The organism is Candidatus Dependentiae bacterium, from assembly GCA_013821315.1.
Classification (GTDB): domain Bacteria; phylum Babelota; class Babeliae; order Babelales; family Babelaceae; genus JACDHA01.
Genome location: JACDHA010000009.1, coordinates 31959 through 50681, shown reverse-complemented (window position 1 = coordinate 50681; position 18723 = coordinate 31959). Strand labels below are relative to the sequence as shown.

The following is an 18723-nucleotide window of genomic DNA, read 5'->3' as shown; positions in this document are numbered from 1 at the left end:
TAGCGGAAAACTCAGTTATCAGCTGCCAGGATCTTAAGCGTGCTTGTTGGCACCTTAAAAGAAAAAATAAGTTTGATACTCTTATACTTAGCCTGTCTGAACCGACAAATACTGTTGATGGAGTTACGCTTACTTTTACCCTCAAAGCTTCTTGGACATTTTCTAAAGTATGTTTTAAGGGCTCCCTAGTTGGCAAAGATCGCTACGAGCAGTACTATGCTCTTGAAGGTGGTGAACTGTTTGATATAGCAAAGCATCAACAGTCGCTGGTTAAAATACAACAAGAGCTTAAAAATCAGGGTTACTTAGAGGCTGAAGTTGCCGATGTTATTGCCTATGACAAAGAAACTAAAACAGTTAAAGTAACACTGTACGTTGACAAAACTGAGCATTTTACTGTTGGTACTATAGCGGTAATAGTTTCATGTAAACAGAAAACAGAACAAGAAATTAAAAAGCTTCAACAAAAAATAATTGAGCTTGTTCAAACTGAGCTCGCAGATGCTCATTGTGATCAGCAATTATTACAAGAACAAACAGATCGTATAAAGTTGTATTTGGGGCGTAAAGGATTTTTGAATCCTAAAGTTGACTATATAACTGTCCCTAACAAAAAGAATCGTACAGTGCGCATTAAGTATACAGTAATGCTTTCTGAGTACAAACGATTTGTCTTTTTTGGTAACCACTTTTTTACTAGCCACCAGTTGCTTGAAGAGTTACTAGCCAGCGGTTCTTCAGCTTTTTTAATTCCTCCAGCATTGCTTGCAGAAGATATACGCGCTTTATATAAAAAAAAGGGTTTTTGGCGGAGCTCCGTTGAATGGAAAGAAGAGCCTGATCGGTTTTTATTTGTTATCAAAGAGCAGGAGCGTGTACAGGTGCCTGCAGTATCTTTTAAAGGAGTTGTCTCTTGTAACTCTACCGAGCTTGCAAAAGAATTTTTTAGAAATTTTTACAAGTTACCTTTTTTTGATGCAGATGCTTTAAAAATAGCATTAGATAGATTGGGCGACGACTATATACAAAAAGGGTTTTGGGATTTTACGGTGCTTAAGCAAGACTATGTACTGTTAGAAACACCAGGCAGCTATGAACTTGTAATAACTATCAATGAAGGGTTACAGCGTACCTTAAAAAAAATTAGCTTTAATAATTTTCAGGAGCTTGCAAGTCAGGAACCTTTTGTTGAGTACACTTCTGGTAATGCCAAGCCTTTTAATATTTATCTTGTACAGGAGCAGCGTCGGTGGTTGCTTAAGTATTTAAAAAAACAGGGTTTTTATTATGCATCAGTAAAACCTGAATTTATCACTCATCAAGACGGTATAGAGCTTAGATGGCATATAACAAGTGTTCAAACACCAAGTGTATTTGGAAAAACTATTATTACCGGAAGTACTAAAATAGATCCTGAGATTTTTCGCAGAGAACTTTTTTATAAAGAAGGTGATCTGTTTGATAAAGAAAAAATAGATCAAACTATTAAGCGTCTTAAAGAGCTTCGTATATTTCAATCAGTTTCTTTAGTACCTCATGATATAGCTACTCCTGAACCAAGTAAAACTATGGTACTTACCTGCATAGAAGACGATCCCTTTGAAGTAAGGACGCGTTTAGGATTACAGCAAACAAGTAAGAATCTGTTGTCTTTAAATGGTACAACCTATAAATTGGGCGGCTCATTAGTATGGAAAAACCCGGCTCAAAAAGCAGGTCTACTCTATTTTGATGTTGATTTGACACGTTATACACGTGATATAGCGCTCTCTTATGAGATGCCGTGGATTGGTAAGTACCCTATTAATACTACCGTCAGAGCTTATAGTAGTTGCTATGCGCAGCCCGTTATAGCACGATCGCGACAAACATTATATAAAGAATCTCGTGAAGGAGTAGCGTTAGACTTTAATAAAAAATACAATGGCTATCAAACTGCTCTTTCAACAGGTTTTGAATGTGTTAAGCTTTTTGATGTTGCTCATGATCTAGCACATACTATCAATTTTAAGCCTGCTTTAATTGATAAAAGAATAGCTTGTTTATTTATCGAGCCGTCGCTTATTATCAATAAACTAGACGATAAAGTTAACCCTGGATCAGGATTATTTACACGTCTAAGTGCTAAAGCTGTGTTGCCGCTCAACTATTATAACTATTATTTTCTAAAATTTTCTTTTGAGCAGTCGTATATTCGACCTTTGTATAAATCGCTTATTGGGGCAAGTAGGTTGCGCTTTGGCCACATATTTAACAACTCTTTTAATACGCTTACTCCTACAGAACGGTTTTATTTAGGTGGCCCTAATTCACTGCGTGGTTACTATTATGACATGGTGCCACCACTGGCAGATTACGCTCTTAACTCTCATGAGCGTTGCTGGATTCCTGTGGGCGGTAAATCTATGATAGATTTTACCACTGAGTTACGCTTTCCTTTGTATCAAAAATTGAGTGGCGTTCTCTTTAATGATGTAGGTGCTCTTGCTCAAGACAAGATTACCGATTTATTTAAAAACGGTGTAGCTGCAACCGGTTTTGGTATACGTTATGAAACACCTATTGGACCTGTGCGTTTTGATATTGGCTGGAAATGGCATAAGACGTATGAGCACGAAAGGCGCTATGCCTGGTTTCTAACTTTTGGCCATTCGTTCTAACAAATAGAGAGCCAAAAAGAGCTCTAAAAAACTGCCATCTTTTGATTTATTTTTAAAAAACATTATATTCAAAGGGATACTATTTTTCTGACAACTATTACCAATAAATAAAACTATGCAACACACAGACCGTATTTTAACACAGATTACTCCCGCAGAAGTGCCACACGATCATAGCCACGATCATAATCATGAGCATGGTGATCATCATCATCATGGCCATAGCTTTAAAGAAGAATTGCTACATCATTTGCCGTATGCAATATTTTCTGTTGCTTTAGGTATGATTGTATTAAGTCTTTTGGATTATACTTCTGCTGCTCAAACAGCAGCTCATAGTCATGCAGCGCATGATCATAGTGCCTGCTCAGTTTCAGGCTATCATATTCTTTTTCATAGCTTTCACTTTTTACATATTCTTTTTGCAGCTACGGGTACGGTAATAACGTTTTCCCGATTTTCACGTAGTATTAGTAAAGCATTACTTGTAGGCATTATATCACCAGCCATATTTTGTATGTTATCTGACGTGTTATTACCCTATTTGGCAGGTCGCCTTTTGGGTGTTGATATGGAATTACATATCTGTTTTCATAGAGAGCTGCATAATGTGCTTCCTTTCTTGGCAATTGGTGTTTTAAATGGTATGGTACTACGTAGTCACCATTCATCAATGTTACGCGTGTTCTCTTTAGGATCTCATTTTGTGCATATCTTAATTAGTTCTTTAGCCTCATTGTTTTATATGGTGTCTCATGGATTTGAAAATTGGTATCCACAAATGGGCTATGTGTTTTTATTTTTAGTGGTAGCTATTGTTATCCCTTGTACATTCTCAGATGTAATTGTTCCTATGTACTTTGCAGGCGTTAAGAAAAGATGAGAAGCATACGTATTGAAAATGTTACTAAGTCATTTAATGGTGAAGTAATATTAGATAAAATTAACCTTACTATTCCATCAGGCAAATTTTTTGCTTTACTTGGCCCAAGCGGTAGTGGTAAAACTACGCTACTGCGTTTAATTGGTGGTTTTGAAACCGTTGATAGTGGCGCCATATATTTAGGAAATCAAGATATTACTCATGTACCTATAAACGAGCGTCGCATTAATACGGTGTTCCAAAATTATGCTTTGTTTCCTCATCTTAATGTTTTTGAAAACGTAGCTTATAGTTTAACACTCAAAAAAGTACCAAAAGATATTATTGAGCATAAAGTTATAAAGATGCTTAAAACTGTCCATTTAGAGAGTCATATTTACAAAGAAATAGGGCAACTTTCTGGTGGGCAACAGCAACGTGTAGCATTAGCTCGTGCTATTGTTAATGAACCTCAAGTGCTTTTACTTGACGAACCGCTTGCTGCGCTTGATTTTAAATTACGAGAACGGTTACTTATAGAACTTATAGAAATCCAAGATAAGCTTAAAACTACCTTTATTTACGTTACTCATGATCAGCTTGAAGCGCTTACGGTAGCAGATCAAATGGCTATTATGAATCATAATGGTGAAATTGAGCAGATAGGGGCACCTAAGGATATTTATGAGTTTCCTGTATCTTCTTTTGTTGCACGCTTTGTCGGTACAACTAATATATTACAGGGAATTCTACATGTTGACAGTGATACGACAACAATAGAAATTCCACAATTAGGTAATTTTGAAGTCTATATTCCTAAACTGCGTTCTTGGATGGTAGAAGGGCATAAAACTGTTATGAGTCTACGTCCAGAAAAAATTTATATAACTACTAAAGTAACGCCAGACTTTTCTAATATGCTTGAGGGTATAGTTGAATCGATTGTATATCACGGCCGTTCAACTCAGTATAATGTACGAGTAAAAAATCAAGAGCTTATACAAGTATTTCAACAAAACGAAGAACATTTTCCTCAAGAAGTTATAGATTATGACAGCCATGTATACTTATATTGGCAAAAAGAAAACGTCGTATTATTAGAAAGATAAGTGGCATGCGTATTAAAAGTCTTATAGCTCGGCAAATGCCTTTTTTTGTAGGAAGTATTGCTCTGTTGTGGCAAGTGCTCTTTTTTTATGTGCCGCTTGTTTTTATAGGTATGTTAAGTGTTTTACAGTTTTCTTCTACAGGGGCATGGACAGGCTTTACTCTTGCTCATTATGCTCCCTTTATTAAAACTACCTATGGGATTATACTTGCTAAATCATTAGCATTAGCTCTTGCTAACGTGGCAATCTGCTTTTGTGTAGGGTTCCCTGTGGCTTACTTTTTATCGTTTAAAGCTAAGGGATTTAAAAACTTCTTTTTCTTTTTACTGATTTTGCCTTTTTGGACAAACTTTTTACTGCATGTATATGCTTGGTTTTTTGTACTTGAGCGTAATGGCTTTCTTAATACTTTTCTACAAAAAGTAGGTCTTATAGGTGCGCCATTCCATTTTTTAAACTCATTAGGTGCTATACTTCTTGTTATGGTTTATTGTTATTTACCTTTTATGGTGCTCCCTATTTATTCTATACTAGAAAAAGTTGATAGAAAGATTGTTGAAGCATCCTATGATTTGGGAGCTACTACGTGGCAGACATGGATTCGTGTTATATTGCCACTTGCCTTTAGTGGTGTTCGCTCAGGATTCTTTTTAGTTTTTGTACCTTCTTTTGGTGAATTTGCTATTCCAGGACTAATGGGTGGTGAAAAACAGATGTTTGCTGGTAGTGTGATAGCACACTATATTTTAGGTAATCAGACGCTAGCCTCAGGTGCTGCTTTTACTGTGGTAAGCTGTGTAGTGCTTATAGTTTTTATACTAGTTGCCGCAGCTCTTGTACGCAAATTTTTTAAAATAGTATAGATAAAAAGAGGTATCAGTATGGAATTAAAAAGACGCTGGCTGGGCCAAGTAGGTTTTACTGCTTTTATAACCAGTATGTATCTTCTTTTATATATACCTATTATTATACTGGTGGTTTTTTCTTTTAATAATGCTTCATTTCCCGCTCCGTGGAGTGGTTTTTCGCTTAAATGGTATTATGATCTTTTTTCGTCTTCAGAAATCTGGCATGCTTTCTCTAATTCGCTTATTGTATCACTATCGGCAACATTTTTAAGCCTTGCGATGTCAGTTGGGTTGATTTACTATCATGTTATGGGCAATAATCTTTCAAGATTTCTTACACTTTTTTATGGTAACGTTATAATACCAGAAATAGTATTAGCAGTGGGTCTTTTGAGTTTGCTTTCTATGTTTTCAGTGCCGTTAGGTATCCCTACGCTTATTGTAGCTCATACAGTACTCGGCTTAGGATACGCGGTACCTATTGTGTATACACGTTTTGTAGAGCTTGATAATCGTATAGTAGAGTCATCGCTTGATTTAGGTGCAACTCAAACACAAACGTTTTTTAAAATTACTTTACCGTTACTTAAGCCTGCTTTAATAGCGGGTGGCCTTCTTGTATTTATTTTGTCGTTTGACGATTTTTTACTTTCATTTTTTTGTGCAGGAAGTGAAGCTCAAACGCTTTCTTTGTATATTTTTAGTATGATCCGTTCAGGAGTATCTCCTGTTGTTAACGCGCTCTCTACAGTGCTTCTTGCTTTGACCAGTTTACTTGTAATAATCTTTTGCTCTTTTAATGCTCGAACGAAAATATTTTAACTATGCTACTACCACAACAACAGACTAACAAAACAGTGTTTATACGTATTTTAATGCTCGCCTGTTGGGTCGGTCTTATAGTGCTTTTTCTCTATTTACCGACTCTGCTTTCATGGCGCTTGCAAGCACAATCAATTAACGTGTTCTCTTGGTCAGGTCTTTTTGATACCCAGTATATTGCAAAATTTGAAAAAGAGACGGGCATAAAAGTTAATTTTAGTTATTATGAAAGCAACGAAGAACTGTTAGTTAAACTTAAAGCCACAGGCGGCAGGGGCTACGATCTTATTGTACCAAGTGATTATACCGTTAATGTACTACGTCGCGAAAATTTGCTACAAAAAATTGATAAATCTAAACTTGATTTTTATTCTGCTTTAAATAAAACGTTGCTTAACCATTACTTTGATCCAGAAAATAACTACTCTATACCCTTTGAGTGGGCAGTTTTTGGTTTAGGTATAGATAAGGCGGGCATTAATTCTCAAGACGCGTCTCAGGCCACGTGGGGGCTTGTTTTTGATAAGTCTCTTATTAAGTCTAAAATAGTTATGATTAACGATCCACTTGTTGCTATACCGCTCGCGGCATTTTATTTGTTCCAGTCGCTTAACGATATAGATCAGGCTAAGCTTGAGCAAATAAAAGCTCTTCTGCTTACACAAAAAAAGTGGGTTGAGGCATATGCTGACTTTAGGGCTGACTATATGATTGTTACCAAAAATGCTCAAGTAGCAGTTGCTTCAAGTTCTTATATCTGGCGTAGTATGAAAGAGTATACCAATATAGATTTTATAGTTCCCAAAGAGGGTTCTTTGGTAACTGTAGAAAGTCTAGCATTGCCTGTAGGTACCACTAAACAAGATTTGGTATATAAGTTTATAAACTTTATGTACAAACCTGAAACAGTAGAACATCAGTTTAAGACGTTTGCTTTTTTTCCTGTAACTACAGACGTTTTACCTCGATTACAATTAACTGACTCTGTACGCAAGCTGCTTACCTTATCACCTGAAGAATTTAAACAGTTTGACTTTTTTAGGTACGATTACTTTAAAGCACCTATAACACCGCAAACTCTTCAAGATCTGTGGGTAACGGTAAAATCTTAAATTAAGAGTAAAAAGCTTTAGTAGCTTACGCTCCAGGTACTATATAAAATATAAGTTAGCCAATTATTAATTTGGTAGGTACTGTTAGTAGTGCTATGTAATGACATATATTATGATCGAGTTCTGGAGTGGAGCTTTGTAATAGAGCAACAGCTTGAGCCCGTTTTTTAACAATAGCGTTTTTATGTTGTTCAAAAGCAGTAAGTGCAGCACTGTCTAAATGGTTTGGAACAACATAGTTGGCAATAGCATTTTGTATGCTTACACTAAGGCTATACTGTTCAGTTTTTTCTTTAAGTAAATTAATTACCTGAGCTCGTTTTTTTAAAAGATTGCGACTGTATTTTTCAATTGCTTTATAAAGACTACTTTTTAGTGTGGTTTGTATAAACATATCTTGAGTACAGGGTGAACTGCAATTTTCTATAGTATCAGCTACTTGAGTAAGTTCCTCTTTTGTGGGCTTGCAGTAAAATAAAATAGCTGATACTGCTGTAATGCTATTATAGTGCAAAATACCTAGTTCTTTAATACTTACAGGTTGTTGCGTATAAGGGTGTACACGATAGAGTGTTATTATAGTTTTAAATCTTTCCATGTTATTATTTTCAAGAGCATGCATTAATCTCTCTTTAAGAAAAGGCTGATGATGAAACATTTTAGAATATAAAAAGTCAATAAGCTTTTTATCGCCTGACTCTTCTGCCAGAGCTATAGCAACGCTATAATTCACTTCTATTTCTGCATGGTATTTATCTACCAAAAGCATAACCGTTTCTAAAGAACCATATCTAATGGCATCTATAAGTAGATCACTACAAAACCAGGAAAGAGCAAAAGGCCGCATGTCTTTGCATTCTTTTATAATAAAATCTTCCACGAGAGCAGTATATTTATAAAATCCTTTGTAGTCCATTTTATAGTGCTTTTTTATTAAATCTCTTGTAGGTTGAAGTTTTTGATTTGTTGTTTCAAGAGCATTCTTTTCAGCTTGACTAAACTGACCATTAATTGTCCAGGGGATAAGCATCATAAGTGCATATAAAATCTTTTGCATAGTATTTCCAGGTAGGTATATAATTTTTTGTTAAAGTAATGTTATTTAAAAATCACTTAACTCATTAGGTAAAGTTAGCCAAACTATGCTGTTAATAACATTTGGATCGGTTATTTGGCCACTTGCTTGCAGCATTTTTGTAACCTTTTGTCTATTGCGCGCTAATCTAGATTTATACTGAGCTACAGCAAACAAAAAATTACTTTCATGCATATCTGTTATAAAAAGTGCTAATGCATTATATTTCTTATCTGTATAAATATAATGTGGTAACCTTAAACGAAGATTATTGATAGCATTTTGATCAAGATGTTGGCAGATACATGCAGTGAGTCTCAAACTGTTTTTATCTATATTTTCTTTTAAGATCTCTTCAGGTGACTTATAGCTGACTATTTTTTTATGTTTAAGAAAAACGCAAGCTAGGTCTATTTTATTCTCTCTTAACGCATTTAACACAAGTTCTTCATGACGATGATCATTTAGCTTTTCTCCATTAAATCCAGAAGCTAAAAGCCGTTCTATAAGTTGTATATTGTTATATTTAAGTGCAAGGGCTAAAGGTGATCTACTATAATAATCTGCATAACCTGCTAATCTATTTTTAGCTCCTCTATCAAGTAGCAACAATGCTGTTTGTGTGTCTTGTTTTGAAATTGAATTGGATAAGGCATCGTAACTTAAACCACTAATTCCGTTAGGCAGAGCATTTCTATCAAGAAGGAATTTTGCAACTGGGTAGCTATCTTTACGCTGCAAATCATATGTCGCCGCATATAAAGCCCCCTCATTGCGATAGTTTTCATAGTTTATATCTAAGTCATAACTAAGTAAGAATTCTAGCATTGGTAGAGCTTTGTCCGTACTACAGTATCCAGAAGCAGCAATTATTAGATGCTCAGATTTAATTTGAAAACCGTATTCCATAAAAAGCTTTACTATATCAATATGGCCAGAGGCGATAGCTTGATTGCCTGCTTTATTTATTTCATCAGCACCATGTTTTATCAATAATTCAGCAATTTCAACATGATTGCTGTCTGCGGCCTTACGATCAGCTTGAGTAGGAAGCCTAAGTTGTTCTTGTAATTCTGGTGATTGCGCTAGAAGATTTAACTGGGGTGAAGAGCTATTTATATTTTTTGCTAGTGTACTAAGACAAAGAGCCTGCAGACTAAAAGGATTATAGAGCTTTTCTTGTACGGTATCTTGATCATACTCAGATTCTTTATAGCTAGCATAAAGACTACTAGTAAGAAGTAGGCTAAACAAAAAATATGCTTTTTCCATGATATGCTTTCTTTGACTTTTTATTAAATTAAACTTTTAAATTATTTTTCCTGAATATAAAACGCTAAATTTATATTATATTAAATAATTATAGCAATAATTAAAATTTTATCAACCAATATATTATTTATTGATAAATAGATCTCTGTGTTTTATGCGTAATGTAAAGAGCGTACAGCGCCACTATTGACAGAGTGTCTCATATAAGTTGCAATTGGCTTATGGACATTGAAGTTATCTTAATGAAGCGTTGGTTGACCCAGATCCGCGGGTTTTGCTGTTAGCTCTCAAAAATGTATTAAAAGCGCAAGGTGGTGATATGTCTGCTATAGCACAAGAAGCACAACTAAGTAGACAAAATCTGTATCGTATGCTTTCAGCTAAGGCAACCCCCGTTGGAATAATATCACAACGCTATTTGGTGTTTTGGGTTTACAAGTGCAACTTTCGCATAAAAATAAATAAACAGACTGGCTTACAGCAAAGGCTTAACTAAGTATGCCTTTTGTCTTTTAATTGTACGTTCAATTTAAATACCCAGAATTACGCAGTCCAAATTTATTTGGTTTACAAGTTCTGGCATTTTTTGAATATAGAGAGGCTTACTAGGTAAACTTAACTCAACAATGTGCTGAACTAAGTTGGAATCATTAAGCCTTTCTGACCACTTTAAAATTTTTGTTAAAGTTGCTCTATTATGCTCAAGATATTTTTTATATTGCTTGCGACGATTTTGTTGTGAGCTATACTCAGAAAGTGCGTAATCAAGATTTTTATTGAGTACATTAATAATAAAAATACGTGTTTTGTTGGGTATAGGGGTTTGATTTAAGAGTGTATTAGCAAACAGAGTGCTATAGGCTTTAGAATCTAGTAATGAGCACAGTAAAATAACAGATTTTAAGTAGCCTACGCTGAGTGCTACATTAAGTATTTGATGAATAAGGTTGGGATTAGTTTTTTGTAATACGCAATAAAACAAACGGTTATTAACGTTAGCTAATAAAGAAGTAAGTAAGTCATGGCATAGTTTTGTTTTCTTGCCTTCTGATGCTTTCAATAAAATTTCATGTATTATAAATATACACCCATGAGGCAATAAACATTTATCTATTTGAAGGCCTTTGTCTGATAAACATTCTAGCGCTACTATAATAGTATCTAATGGCGTCTTAAACACATGTATACACTTGTCAATTATAACGGAGAACAAATAACTTTCTAACTCTTTTAAATCTAACCCAGATGCTAGTAAGTCATTTATTTTGCTAAGATTTGCTACACTAACAGCACTTATAAGGTCCAGTTTTGAAATAGGTGTATGATTATTAGTTGAGGATATAACATCTGTAATATTACCACCAGCATAAAGGCTGCCAAAAGCAAAAAGAGCAAGTGCACTATATTTTTTTATCATTATTTTTCTTAAGTGAAAATTATTAAGTATAAGTTATTTAATATAATTGTAACCTTAATTAAAATTTTGGCAATTCATAAGCTCGGTAATGCTAGCGCATTAACAAAAAAGCTCCATTCTGCTATGCTAATACTATGCAAAATAAGATTTTCACTTTTACTCTATATGTGGTTTATGATTGATTCAAAGAAAAAATTTTATGTAACGACGCCTATTTATTATGTGACTGCTAAGCCTCATTTAGGCTCACTGTATTCTACTTTACTTGCTGATGTAGCTGCTCGTTGGCATAAGCTGCGTGGTTATAACACCTTTTTTTTAACAGGAACTGATGAGCATGGCCAAAAGGTAGCTGAAGCTGCAGCTAAGGCTGGTAAACAGCCACAAGAATTTGTCGATAGTTTTATCGATAACTATAAAGACATGTGGCATAAATACGAAATTGAGTATAACGAGTTTATAAGAACTACTGATACAGCTCATGTTAAAGCAGTGCAAGAATGGCTCAAAAGGTTACAAGAAAGCGGTGCTATTTATAAATCTTATTATACCGGTTATTATTGTACGCCATGCGAAACATTTGTAACTGAAAAAGATGCTTCATTACAAGAGAATGAGCAAGAGCCGGTTTGCCCTTCATGTAGTCGTGCAACTGCAGCAGTTTCAGAGGAATCGTATTTTTTTAAGTTATCAGAGTATCAAGATAAATTACTCAAATTTTATAAAGAGAACCCTGATTTTATTACACCACGTGAGCGTTTTAACGAAGTAATCAGCTTTGTAAAAGGCGGTCTGAGAGATTTAAGTATTTCTCGTACTACCGTAAGCTGGGGTATCCCTTTTCCTGAAGATACCAAGCATGTAACCTATGTGTGGGCTGATGCGCTTAATAATTATATTACTGCTATAGGATATGGTAATCCAGCACGTCAAGAAGAGCTTACGTATTGGTGGCCAGCTGATATGCAAGTAATGGGCAAAGATATAGTGCGTTTTCATGCGGTCTATTGGCCAGCTTTTTTAATGGCTTCAGGATTAGAATTGCCTAAAAAATTACTGGTACATGGCTGGATTAAAGTCAATAATCAAAAAATGTCTAAATCATTAGGTAATGCAGTTGATCCACAGGTGCTTCTTGATACGTATGGTGCCGAGCCTATACGGTATTATCTAACGCGTCATATGGCAATTACACAAGATGCTGAATTTAGTATTGAAGATCTGGAGCAACGTATCACTTCCGATTTAGCTAACGATCTGGGTAACTTGCTTAACCGTATGGTAACATTAGCACATAAATTTGATGCTTATAAAGTAAACGCACCGCAAAGTTGGGATACTAAAGAACTTGCCTTGCGTGCTAGTTGTTATAGCATGCTTGAGTTGTTTGCTCTAGATATGCAAGAAGGGTATTTTTATCGTGCTCTTAATAGTTTATGGAAGTTTATTAATGACGTAAATGGTTACTTTCATGAACAAGAGCCGTGGAAGGTTATTAAAACTGATAGAGCGCGCTTTGAGCAAATACTTTCAGCTACCTGCCATAGCTTAGAAGCCATTGGTATTTTATTGTCTCCTGTGCTACCAAACAAAATGGCCGAGTTATTAACCAGTATTGGTGTAACTTTAGCGCCTGGTAACGATATGGTAGCAGATTTAACCTCTAACCCTTGGAATAAAAAATTTATGTTACATAAAATTGATAATTTGTTTGAAAAACATCAGCCTGAAAAAATAGCTACTGAGCAACAAGAAACAGCTACACCAGTGCAGCCTCTTGCAGTAGAGCTACCAGCGGTAAATTCTATTACTATAGATGACTTTGCTAAAATTATGTTACTTATAGGCACTATTGAGCAGTGTGAAGAGGTAGCAAAATCAGATAAGCTTTATAAACTACAAGTTAATTTTGGCTCGTATGGTATACGCCAAATACTTTCAGGTATTAGACAACATTTTACGCCTGAAGAATTACTCAATAAACAGAGTATATTTGTGTACAATCTCGAGCCGCGTAAACTTATGGGTAACGAATCCCAAGGTATGATGCTGCTTGCAGAAAATGCTGAAAAAAAATTAACACGTGCTACAGTAGAATACTCAGTACCTAATGGAACACGTTTAAAATAGTATACAATAAAAGAGTCTCGATCACATAAGCACTCCACATGATAGATGTTACGTAATCGAGACTCTTTATGCTAATTTTACTTAAGCGGCTTTTTCGCTTAGTGCTTTAAATGCTTTTGGTTCTGAATTATTTTTAATAAATTCTTGAACTTTTAGCGCTGCTTGCTCAACGGTCATAGCAGTTGTATCAAGCTCAAGATCATAGATCATACCTTGATGCACAGTAGCATAATGGCTACGCGCATGCCCCAGTGGCGTGGTACCTCGTGACTTTTCACGTTGCTCAATTGCTGACAATGTTGGCTTAATGCCAATCATGTATACGCGTAGGCCCCGTAAATTATGTACTAATTGCGCTGTCCATTCTGGATAATACAAAATATAATCAACAATAACATTGTTCCCCGCACGGGCATAAGCTCCTATAGCTGCATGCATTCCAGCTATTGCTTTTTGACCAAGAGTCCCTATTTCAAGGCTAAAAACTGGATTGCCTTCGCTGTCTTTCGATGAAGTTCCTTTCATAACCATAGTTTCAGGTGTTTGATGAGGAACAGGACTGGTAATATAGCGAGCAGGTAACAAGTTAACAAAAAGGTCATCGATGCCTACTTTTAAATAAAGCTCAGCGTATAACTCTTGGAGTTTTTTTTGTAATGACGATTTGCCTGATGCTGAGGGGCCGTTAAGGATAATAATGGTGCCAGAGATAGGAGTGTTGTAATTGTTAGATAATTGCATGCTAAATCCCCAGAAGATAGAGCTTAGAATAACTGAAGGTAATGAAAAATATATCAATGAGCTTAAGCGATTGTGTTTATTTGCCATATTGAGAATCCTATGTAGTAAACCTTTAATTTACAGTTAATTAAGTTATACTGAAATACCAAATAATTATAACACACACGTTTATAAAGGCCTACTTATGAAACAAATAATGCTCTTTAGTATAATAACTTTAGCTATGGTATATCCATGTAGTATTAATGCCAATAGCGAACAGATACCTAAAATCGTAGAGACTACGCAGTTTAATCAGATTACTGTTTTAGATCAAGAGCAAAGAAAAGCTGCCCTTGAAAGTGAAGAGCGTAAAAATAAAATAAAACTTGTTGGTGTATGCTCACTAGCTAGTGCTTTGATAACTACTTATTTTAGTTATCACACATATAATGAGATTATTGGTACTTCTACTAAATTAATACGAGACCCTAACGGTGATTATATCACACACGTTACAGAACTTACATCTTCTACTAGCTATCAAGCCGCTACTGTTAGTTCTCTATTATATGTTGTAGCTGGTTTTTGTTATTTTAAACCCCAGGTAGTTGAAAGAGCTTATTGTAGGTTAGCTCATAGTTATAGTCAAAAGAAGCTCGACAAAACAGCTTAAATTCTTTTAATATAAGCTGTAGTGACTCTATAGTTAAAAAAAGAATAATGGAAGAATAAGCTATGAAAAAAACGATTTTATATATTTTGATGAGTTCTATTCTAGGAAATCAGTATACACTAAGTCAAGAACAGGTAGCCGTTCAAGAGCTTGCAGAAACTGAACCAGCTCTTAACTTAGCCGACCCAGAAGAAGAGCAAGATGCAGCTGAGCTTGCTCAAGAAGAACGATATAGAAAAATAAAGTTATTAGCTGCTTGCTCTGTAATAGCTGGCCTTACAACAAGCGTTGCAAGCTTTATATCGTATAATAAAGTTATATACATAGCTAAAAAGCAGCGAAAAGACGCCGATGGATTTCCTTTAGTAGATCAACATGGTGCACGTTTGTTCATTAGCAAAGAATACAGATCTTCAGCTGTAAGTTATAAGTATGCTGCTACAAGTGCTCTTTTGTATGCTTTAGCAACGGTATTTTTTTATAAAACTGAACAGGTTGATACATCGTATCTGTATTTCAAAGATAAAGCTAAACACTATAGCGACAAATATTTAAGAAGACATAAAGCTTAAAAAAATATAATTATTTAATAACCGCCTTTTTACTGTTAGTTGAAGTTAGAGTACACTTATAAATATAATAATAATAATTACTAGAGGAATATGTTTATGAATAAAATACGCAGTTACCGTTTACTAGCTTTAGCACTTGCAACTCAGCCGCTTATGCATGCAACTGATATAACTTCACCAGAGCGTATTAAGGCTATAGAAATTGAAGTAAAGGCTGATTTTGAACAGCAACAAAAACAAGTTCAAATTGAAAAAGAAGAACGTTATCATAAAATCAAGAGGCTTGCTGCTGGATGTGCAGCCATGTCTTGTATTTGTTTTTGTTTGAGCTATACAACCTACCTGAGCAATGTGCAACATAATGAATATATAGCTGGTGGCGACCTATTTACACAAAATTATGATGGTACGCTTACAAAAGGCCACTCTGAAATAAAATCTTTTAAGGCAAGTTATCAAACTGCTGCTACCAGCGCTGTATTTTTAGGTTTGGCGAGTTTAGGTTTGTTTAAGACAGCTTTAGTTGACAAAATGCTTCTTAGCTTAAAAGACAAGTATAATCACTTGATCAAAAAGCATAAGCACGATGCAAAAAAACAAGCATAATAACAGGCTTTTTACTGTTAGCTGCAATTAGAGTATACTTATAAATATAATAATAACTAATAGAGGAATATATTTATGAAGAAATTACTTTCTTACAGTTTACTAGCTTTAGCGCTTGGTGCTCAGCCGCTTATGCATGCAGAAGATATAAAGTCCAAAGAACTTCCTGAGTCTGCAAAAGCTGAATTAAGAAAAAAAGGCTTGCAAGCTCTTGCGGGAAGTGTGTTATGTGGCATTTATGCCTATGGAAACAAACATCAATTGCCTTGCGCATTTGATAATTGGAAAACAAGAAATCTTACTCTTCATGTTGATTTGCTTCAGGGTTTTAAAGATACTATCAATCTTGGCATTACTCCATCAGAGGGTGGTCGCGTTTTGCTAAGTGCTTTAGGATCTGTTCACCTGGCTATTTATGGAGCTTTATGCTTTCTTAAGCCTGAATTTGTAACAGAGATGCATGCTAAATTTGCTATAAAATAACTTAAAGTTATAAAAAAAGAGCCTCTTAGATTAATCTAAGAGGCTCTTTTTTTATAATAGCTCTATATCTATTCTTGTTCTTTTTCTTTTTTAAAGCCACAGGTTTTATTGTTACAAATAAGGGTAACATTACCAGCTTTGTCTACACGACGCAATAAATACGGTAATTCGCAGCGTGAGCATGGTGTCTCTTCAATTTCACCAGGAATAGAAGAAGTACATTTAGGATATTCACTGCAGCCCCAGAACTTATTCTTTTTCCACATACGCTGTATCATGTCACCTTTTTGGCATTGTGTACATTTAAAGCCAGCAATAATGGGTTTTATATACGTACATTCTGGGTATCCAGAGCATGCGCTAAAGGAACCGAACTTGCCTTGTACTTGGCGTAATGGCTTAGTGCAGGTGGGGCATGTTTCTTCAAGTAGTTGTGGAGCTTCAGGCGTAACAAGTTTAACGCTCCCGTCTTCAAGACGTTCAAAATTACTGGTAAAGTTGCAGCTTGGGAAATTGGCGCAACCAATAAAGGGGCCTGTTTTTCCAAATCTGATTATTAAGTTACCTACAGAACATTTTGGGCATTGTAGCTCAGTTTTTTCAATAGCTTTCTTTACTTGTTCGCCTCGAAATAATTCTAAATCTTTCTCAAAATCTTGGTAAAAGCTTTTAAGAAGTACGTCACGTTTTAAAGTACCGCTTGCTACTTTATCAAGATCTTCTTCCATAGTAGCGGTAAACGTAAGATCCATGATTTTAGGTAGATTTTCAGTAAGCATTTTAGTTACTATCATACCAAGCTCAGTGGGAACAAAGCGTTTTTTTGGATCAAGCGTAGTATAAGACCGTGCTTGAATAGTTTTTAAAATAGTTGCATAGGTACTTGGTCGTCCTATGCCCTCTTTTTCAAGCTCTTTAACCAAAGACGCTTCAGTGTAGCGTGGTGGTGGTTGAGTAAAGTGCTGTTTAGGAGTGGTTTTATCAAGTACTAATGGCATAAGAGCTTCAAGTTCTTTTGGCAGTAGTACTTTGTCCTCTTTTTCATCTTCTTCTTGATTGTATACTTTTAAAAAGCCATCAAATATAAGCGTAGAGCCTGTAACTTTAAAAGTATAAATACCCCCTTGAATAACGACGTTGCGTTGAGCATATTGTGCTGGTTTAATTTGGCAAGCTACAAAGCGCTTCCAAATAAGCTCATACAGCTTAGCAAGATCTGCTGACGCATACCGTTTTACATAGCTTGGGGTAATAGTTATATCAATAGGTCTAATAGCTTCATGGGCATCTTGGGCTTTACCTTTAGCATAAAGCTGTGCTTGCCCTGGTAAATAGTCTTTGCCATACTCATCTACAATAAATTCACGTGTTTGCTTTAATGCTACATCAGAAATACGTAAAGAATCAGTACGCATGTACGTAATTAACGCTTGTGGTGTAGAAGTGTCTTCAAGCGGTATACCTTCGTATAAATTTTGAGCAAGCTGCATAGTTTTTTGCACAGCAAAACCTAGTTGATTATAGGCGCTTTGTTGCAAAGTACTGGTCATAAAGGGTGGATTAGGATTTTTAAGACGTTTAGCATCTTTAATCGACTCAACAGTAAACTGCTGTTTTTGGATAGCCTTTACAAGCTCTTGTGCCTGTTCTTCGTTGGTAATAGCTACTTTTTTCTTGTTAACTTGAGTAAGTGGTGCACTAAAGCTATTTTTAGCATCGGTTAAAAAGTCAGCATCAATACTCCAATATTCTTCTGCTTTAAAACCAATAACGGCTGTTTCTCTATCGCATATTAAGCGTAAGGTGACTGATTGTACACGACCGGCTGACAAGCCTTTAGCTATCTTGCGCCATAAGACAGGGGATACTTCGTAGCCTACAAGTCTATCAAGCACACGACGAGCTTGTTGAGCTGCTACTTTATCTAAATCGATAGTTGAAGGATTAGCTAAAGCTAGTTCAATAGCAGGCTTGGTAATCTCGTTGAAAGCTATTCTATGAATAATGGCTTTCTTTTTTATAAGGCCCAGTATTTCTTGCTCAACATGCCATGCTATAATTTCACCTTCACGATCAGGATCAGGTGCTAAAAATATTTCGTCAGCAGTTTGCGCTTCTTTGCGAATATCAGCTATTGTTTTCTCTTTGCCTTCAAGGACAACGTAGTTGATACCAATGGTGCTATCCATAGTAATACCAAGTTCTTTTTTAGGCAGGTCTTTAATATGCCCTAATGTGGACATAATTTTAAACTCTTTGCCTAAAAACTTGGCTATAGTTTTAATTTTTGCTGGCGATTCAACAATCAATAACTTTTTCATAAATAATATAATCTTTAAGCAGTTCTAATAGTATAATA

The 18723-nt window shown here is 35.4% G+C and carries 17 protein-coding genes; 12 read left to right on the top strand and 5 right to left on the bottom strand.

All coding sequences use genetic code 11. The annotated features are described in order from the left end of the window. From H0X48_03240 to H0X48_03215, 6 genes are all read left to right on the top strand, one after another. On the top strand, window positions 1-2660 hold a 2660-nt coding region (locus H0X48_03240), incomplete at its 5' end, for a BamA/TamA family outer membrane protein (protein MBA3954304.1). A gap of 115 nt (window positions 2661-2775) precedes the next feature. Beyond that, window positions 2776-3543 carry a hypothetical protein gene (locus tag H0X48_03235; GenBank protein ID MBA3954303.1) on the top strand — a complete coding sequence of 256 codons (768 nt, stop codon included), beginning with the start codon at window positions 2776-2778 and terminating at the stop codon, window positions 3541-3543. Then, window positions 3540-4631, top strand: a complete 1092-nt coding sequence (locus tag H0X48_03230; protein MBA3954302.1) for an ABC transporter ATP-binding protein — start codon at window positions 3540-3542, stop codon at window positions 4629-4631. The genes H0X48_03235 and H0X48_03230 overlap by 4 nt, the downstream gene beginning before the upstream one ends. A gap of 5 nt (window positions 4632-4636) precedes the next feature. Beyond that, entirely contained in the window at window positions 4637-5494 is an 858-nt protein-coding gene (locus H0X48_03225) for an ABC transporter permease (GenBank protein ID MBA3954301.1), read from the top strand. Window positions 5495-5512: 18 nt separating this feature from the next. Continuing rightward, complete coding sequence (locus H0X48_03220) at window positions 5513-6301, top strand: ABC transporter permease (GenBank protein MBA3954300.1); 789 nt, start codon at window positions 5513-5515, stop codon at window positions 6299-6301. Between the two features lie 2 nt (window positions 6302-6303). Continuing rightward, the gene (locus tag H0X48_03215; protein ID MBA3954299.1) at window positions 6304-7413 is read left to right on the top strand and encodes a spermidine/putrescine ABC transporter substrate-binding protein; all 1110 of its coding nucleotides are present in this window, start codon (window positions 6304-6306) and stop codon (window positions 7411-7413) included. A 55-nt stretch (window positions 7414-7468) separates the two neighbouring features. Here the strand turns inward: H0X48_03215 and H0X48_03210 are convergent, their stop codons facing one another. Together H0X48_03210 and H0X48_03205 are read right to left on the bottom strand one after the other, a co-directional pair. Continuing rightward, on the bottom strand, window positions 7469-8470 hold the full coding sequence (locus H0X48_03210) for a hypothetical protein (protein ID MBA3954298.1): 1002 nt from the start codon (window positions 8468-8470) through the stop codon (window positions 7469-7471). Window positions 8471-8515: 45 nt separating this feature from the next. Further along, window positions 8516-9760, bottom strand: a complete 1245-nt coding sequence (locus H0X48_03205; protein MBA3954297.1) for a hypothetical protein — start codon at window positions 9758-9760, stop codon at window positions 8516-8518. 319 nt (window positions 9761-10079) lie between these two features. On the opposite strand from H0X48_03205, the gene H0X48_03200 reads away from it, so the two are divergent. Continuing rightward, on the top strand, window positions 10080-10256 hold the full coding sequence (locus H0X48_03200; protein MBA3954296.1) for a hypothetical protein: 177 nt from the start codon (window positions 10080-10082) through the stop codon (window positions 10254-10256). A gap of 33 nt (window positions 10257-10289) precedes the next feature. Here the strand turns inward: H0X48_03200 and H0X48_03195 are convergent, their stop codons facing one another. Then, window positions 10290-11177 (bottom strand): hypothetical protein, encoded by an 888-nt coding sequence (locus tag H0X48_03195; protein MBA3954295.1) that lies wholly within the window; start codon window positions 11175-11177, stop codon window positions 10290-10292. A gap of 174 nt (window positions 11178-11351) precedes the next feature. Between H0X48_03195 and metG the strand changes: the two genes are divergently transcribed. Continuing rightward, the gene (gene metG / locus H0X48_03190) at window positions 11352-13307 is read left to right on the top strand and encodes a methionine--tRNA ligase (GenBank protein ID MBA3954294.1); all 1956 of its coding nucleotides are present in this window, start codon (window positions 11352-11354) and stop codon (window positions 13305-13307) included. A gap of 81 nt (window positions 13308-13388) precedes the next feature. Here the strand turns inward: metG and H0X48_03185 are convergent, their stop codons facing one another. Next, the gene (locus H0X48_03185) at window positions 13389-14135 is read right to left on the bottom strand and encodes a hypothetical protein (GenBank protein MBA3954293.1); all 747 of its coding nucleotides are present in this window, start codon (window positions 14133-14135) and stop codon (window positions 13389-13391) included. Between the two features lie 97 nt (window positions 14136-14232). On the opposite strand from H0X48_03185, the gene H0X48_03180 reads away from it, so the two are divergent. The 4 genes from H0X48_03180 to H0X48_03165 all read left to right on the top strand — a co-directional run bounded on the left by H0X48_03180 (window position 14233) and on the right by H0X48_03165 (window position 16364). Then, complete coding sequence (locus H0X48_03180) at window positions 14233-14703, top strand: hypothetical protein (GenBank protein ID MBA3954292.1); 471 nt, start codon at window positions 14233-14235, stop codon at window positions 14701-14703. A gap of 62 nt (window positions 14704-14765) precedes the next feature. Beyond that, window positions 14766-15275 carry a hypothetical protein gene (locus H0X48_03175; GenBank protein ID MBA3954291.1) on the top strand — a complete coding sequence of 170 codons (510 nt, stop codon included), beginning with the start codon at window positions 14766-14768 and terminating at the stop codon, window positions 15273-15275. A gap of 96 nt (window positions 15276-15371) precedes the next feature. After that, the gene (locus H0X48_03170) at window positions 15372-15881 is read left to right on the top strand and encodes a hypothetical protein (GenBank protein MBA3954290.1); all 510 of its coding nucleotides are present in this window, start codon (window positions 15372-15374) and stop codon (window positions 15879-15881) included. 75 nt (window positions 15882-15956) lie between these two features. Continuing rightward, the gene (locus tag H0X48_03165; GenBank protein ID MBA3954289.1) at window positions 15957-16364 is read left to right on the top strand and encodes a hypothetical protein; all 408 of its coding nucleotides are present in this window, start codon (window positions 15957-15959) and stop codon (window positions 16362-16364) included. Between the two features lie 68 nt (window positions 16365-16432). Here H0X48_03165 and topA read toward each other — a convergent pair whose 3' ends face one another. Continuing rightward, window positions 16433-18685, bottom strand: coding sequence for a type I DNA topoisomerase (gene topA, locus H0X48_03160; protein ID MBA3954288.1), 2253 nt, complete (start codon window positions 18683-18685; stop codon window positions 16433-16435). Window positions 18686-18723: the final 38 nt, after the last annotated feature.

Bases quoted from the DNA above. Each gene is read 5' to 3' on its own strand.
- metG (MBA3954294.1), top strand. From the start codon at position 11,352: ATGATTGATTCAAAGAAAAAATTTTATGTAACGACGCCTATTTATTAT.
- H0X48_03205 (MBA3954297.1), bottom strand. From the start codon at position 9,760: ATGGAAAAAGCATATTTTTTGTTTAGCCTACTTCTTACTAGTAGTCTT.
- H0X48_03210 (MBA3954298.1), bottom strand. From the start codon at position 8,470: ATGCAAAAGATTTTATATGCACTTATGATGCTTATCCCCTGGACAATT.
- H0X48_03230 (MBA3954302.1), top strand. From the start codon at position 3,540: ATGAGAAGCATACGTATTGAAAATGTTACTAAGTCATTTAATGGTGAA.
- H0X48_03175 (MBA3954291.1), top strand. From the start codon at position 14,766: ATGAAAAAAACGATTTTATATATTTTGATGAGTTCTATTCTAGGAAAT.
- H0X48_03185 (MBA3954293.1), bottom strand. From the start codon at position 14,135: ATGGCAAATAAACACAATCGCTTAAGCTCATTGATATATTTTTCATTA.
- topA (MBA3954288.1), bottom strand. From the start codon at position 18,685: ATGAAAAAGTTATTGATTGTTGAATCGCCAGCAAAAATTAAAACTATA.
- H0X48_03195 (MBA3954295.1), bottom strand. From the start codon at position 11,177: ATGATAAAAAAATATAGTGCACTTGCTCTTTTTGCTTTTGGCAGCCTT.
- H0X48_03215 (MBA3954299.1), top strand. From the start codon at position 6,304: ATGCTACTACCACAACAACAGACTAACAAAACAGTGTTTATACGTATT.
- H0X48_03235 (MBA3954303.1), top strand. From the start codon at position 2,776: ATGCAACACACAGACCGTATTTTAACACAGATTACTCCCGCAGAAGTG.
- H0X48_03165 (MBA3954289.1), top strand. From the start codon at position 15,957: ATGAAGAAATTACTTTCTTACAGTTTACTAGCTTTAGCGCTTGGTGCT.
- H0X48_03180 (MBA3954292.1), top strand. From the start codon at position 14,233: ATGAAACAAATAATGCTCTTTAGTATAATAACTTTAGCTATGGTATAT.
- H0X48_03200 (MBA3954296.1), top strand. From the start codon at position 10,080: ATGTCTGCTATAGCACAAGAAGCACAACTAAGTAGACAAAATCTGTAT.
- H0X48_03220 (MBA3954300.1), top strand. From the start codon at position 5,513: ATGGAATTAAAAAGACGCTGGCTGGGCCAAGTAGGTTTTACTGCTTTT.
- H0X48_03225 (MBA3954301.1), top strand. From the start codon at position 4,637: ATGCGTATTAAAAGTCTTATAGCTCGGCAAATGCCTTTTTTTGTAGGA.
- H0X48_03170 (MBA3954290.1), top strand. From the start codon at position 15,372: ATGAATAAAATACGCAGTTACCGTTTACTAGCTTTAGCACTTGCAACT.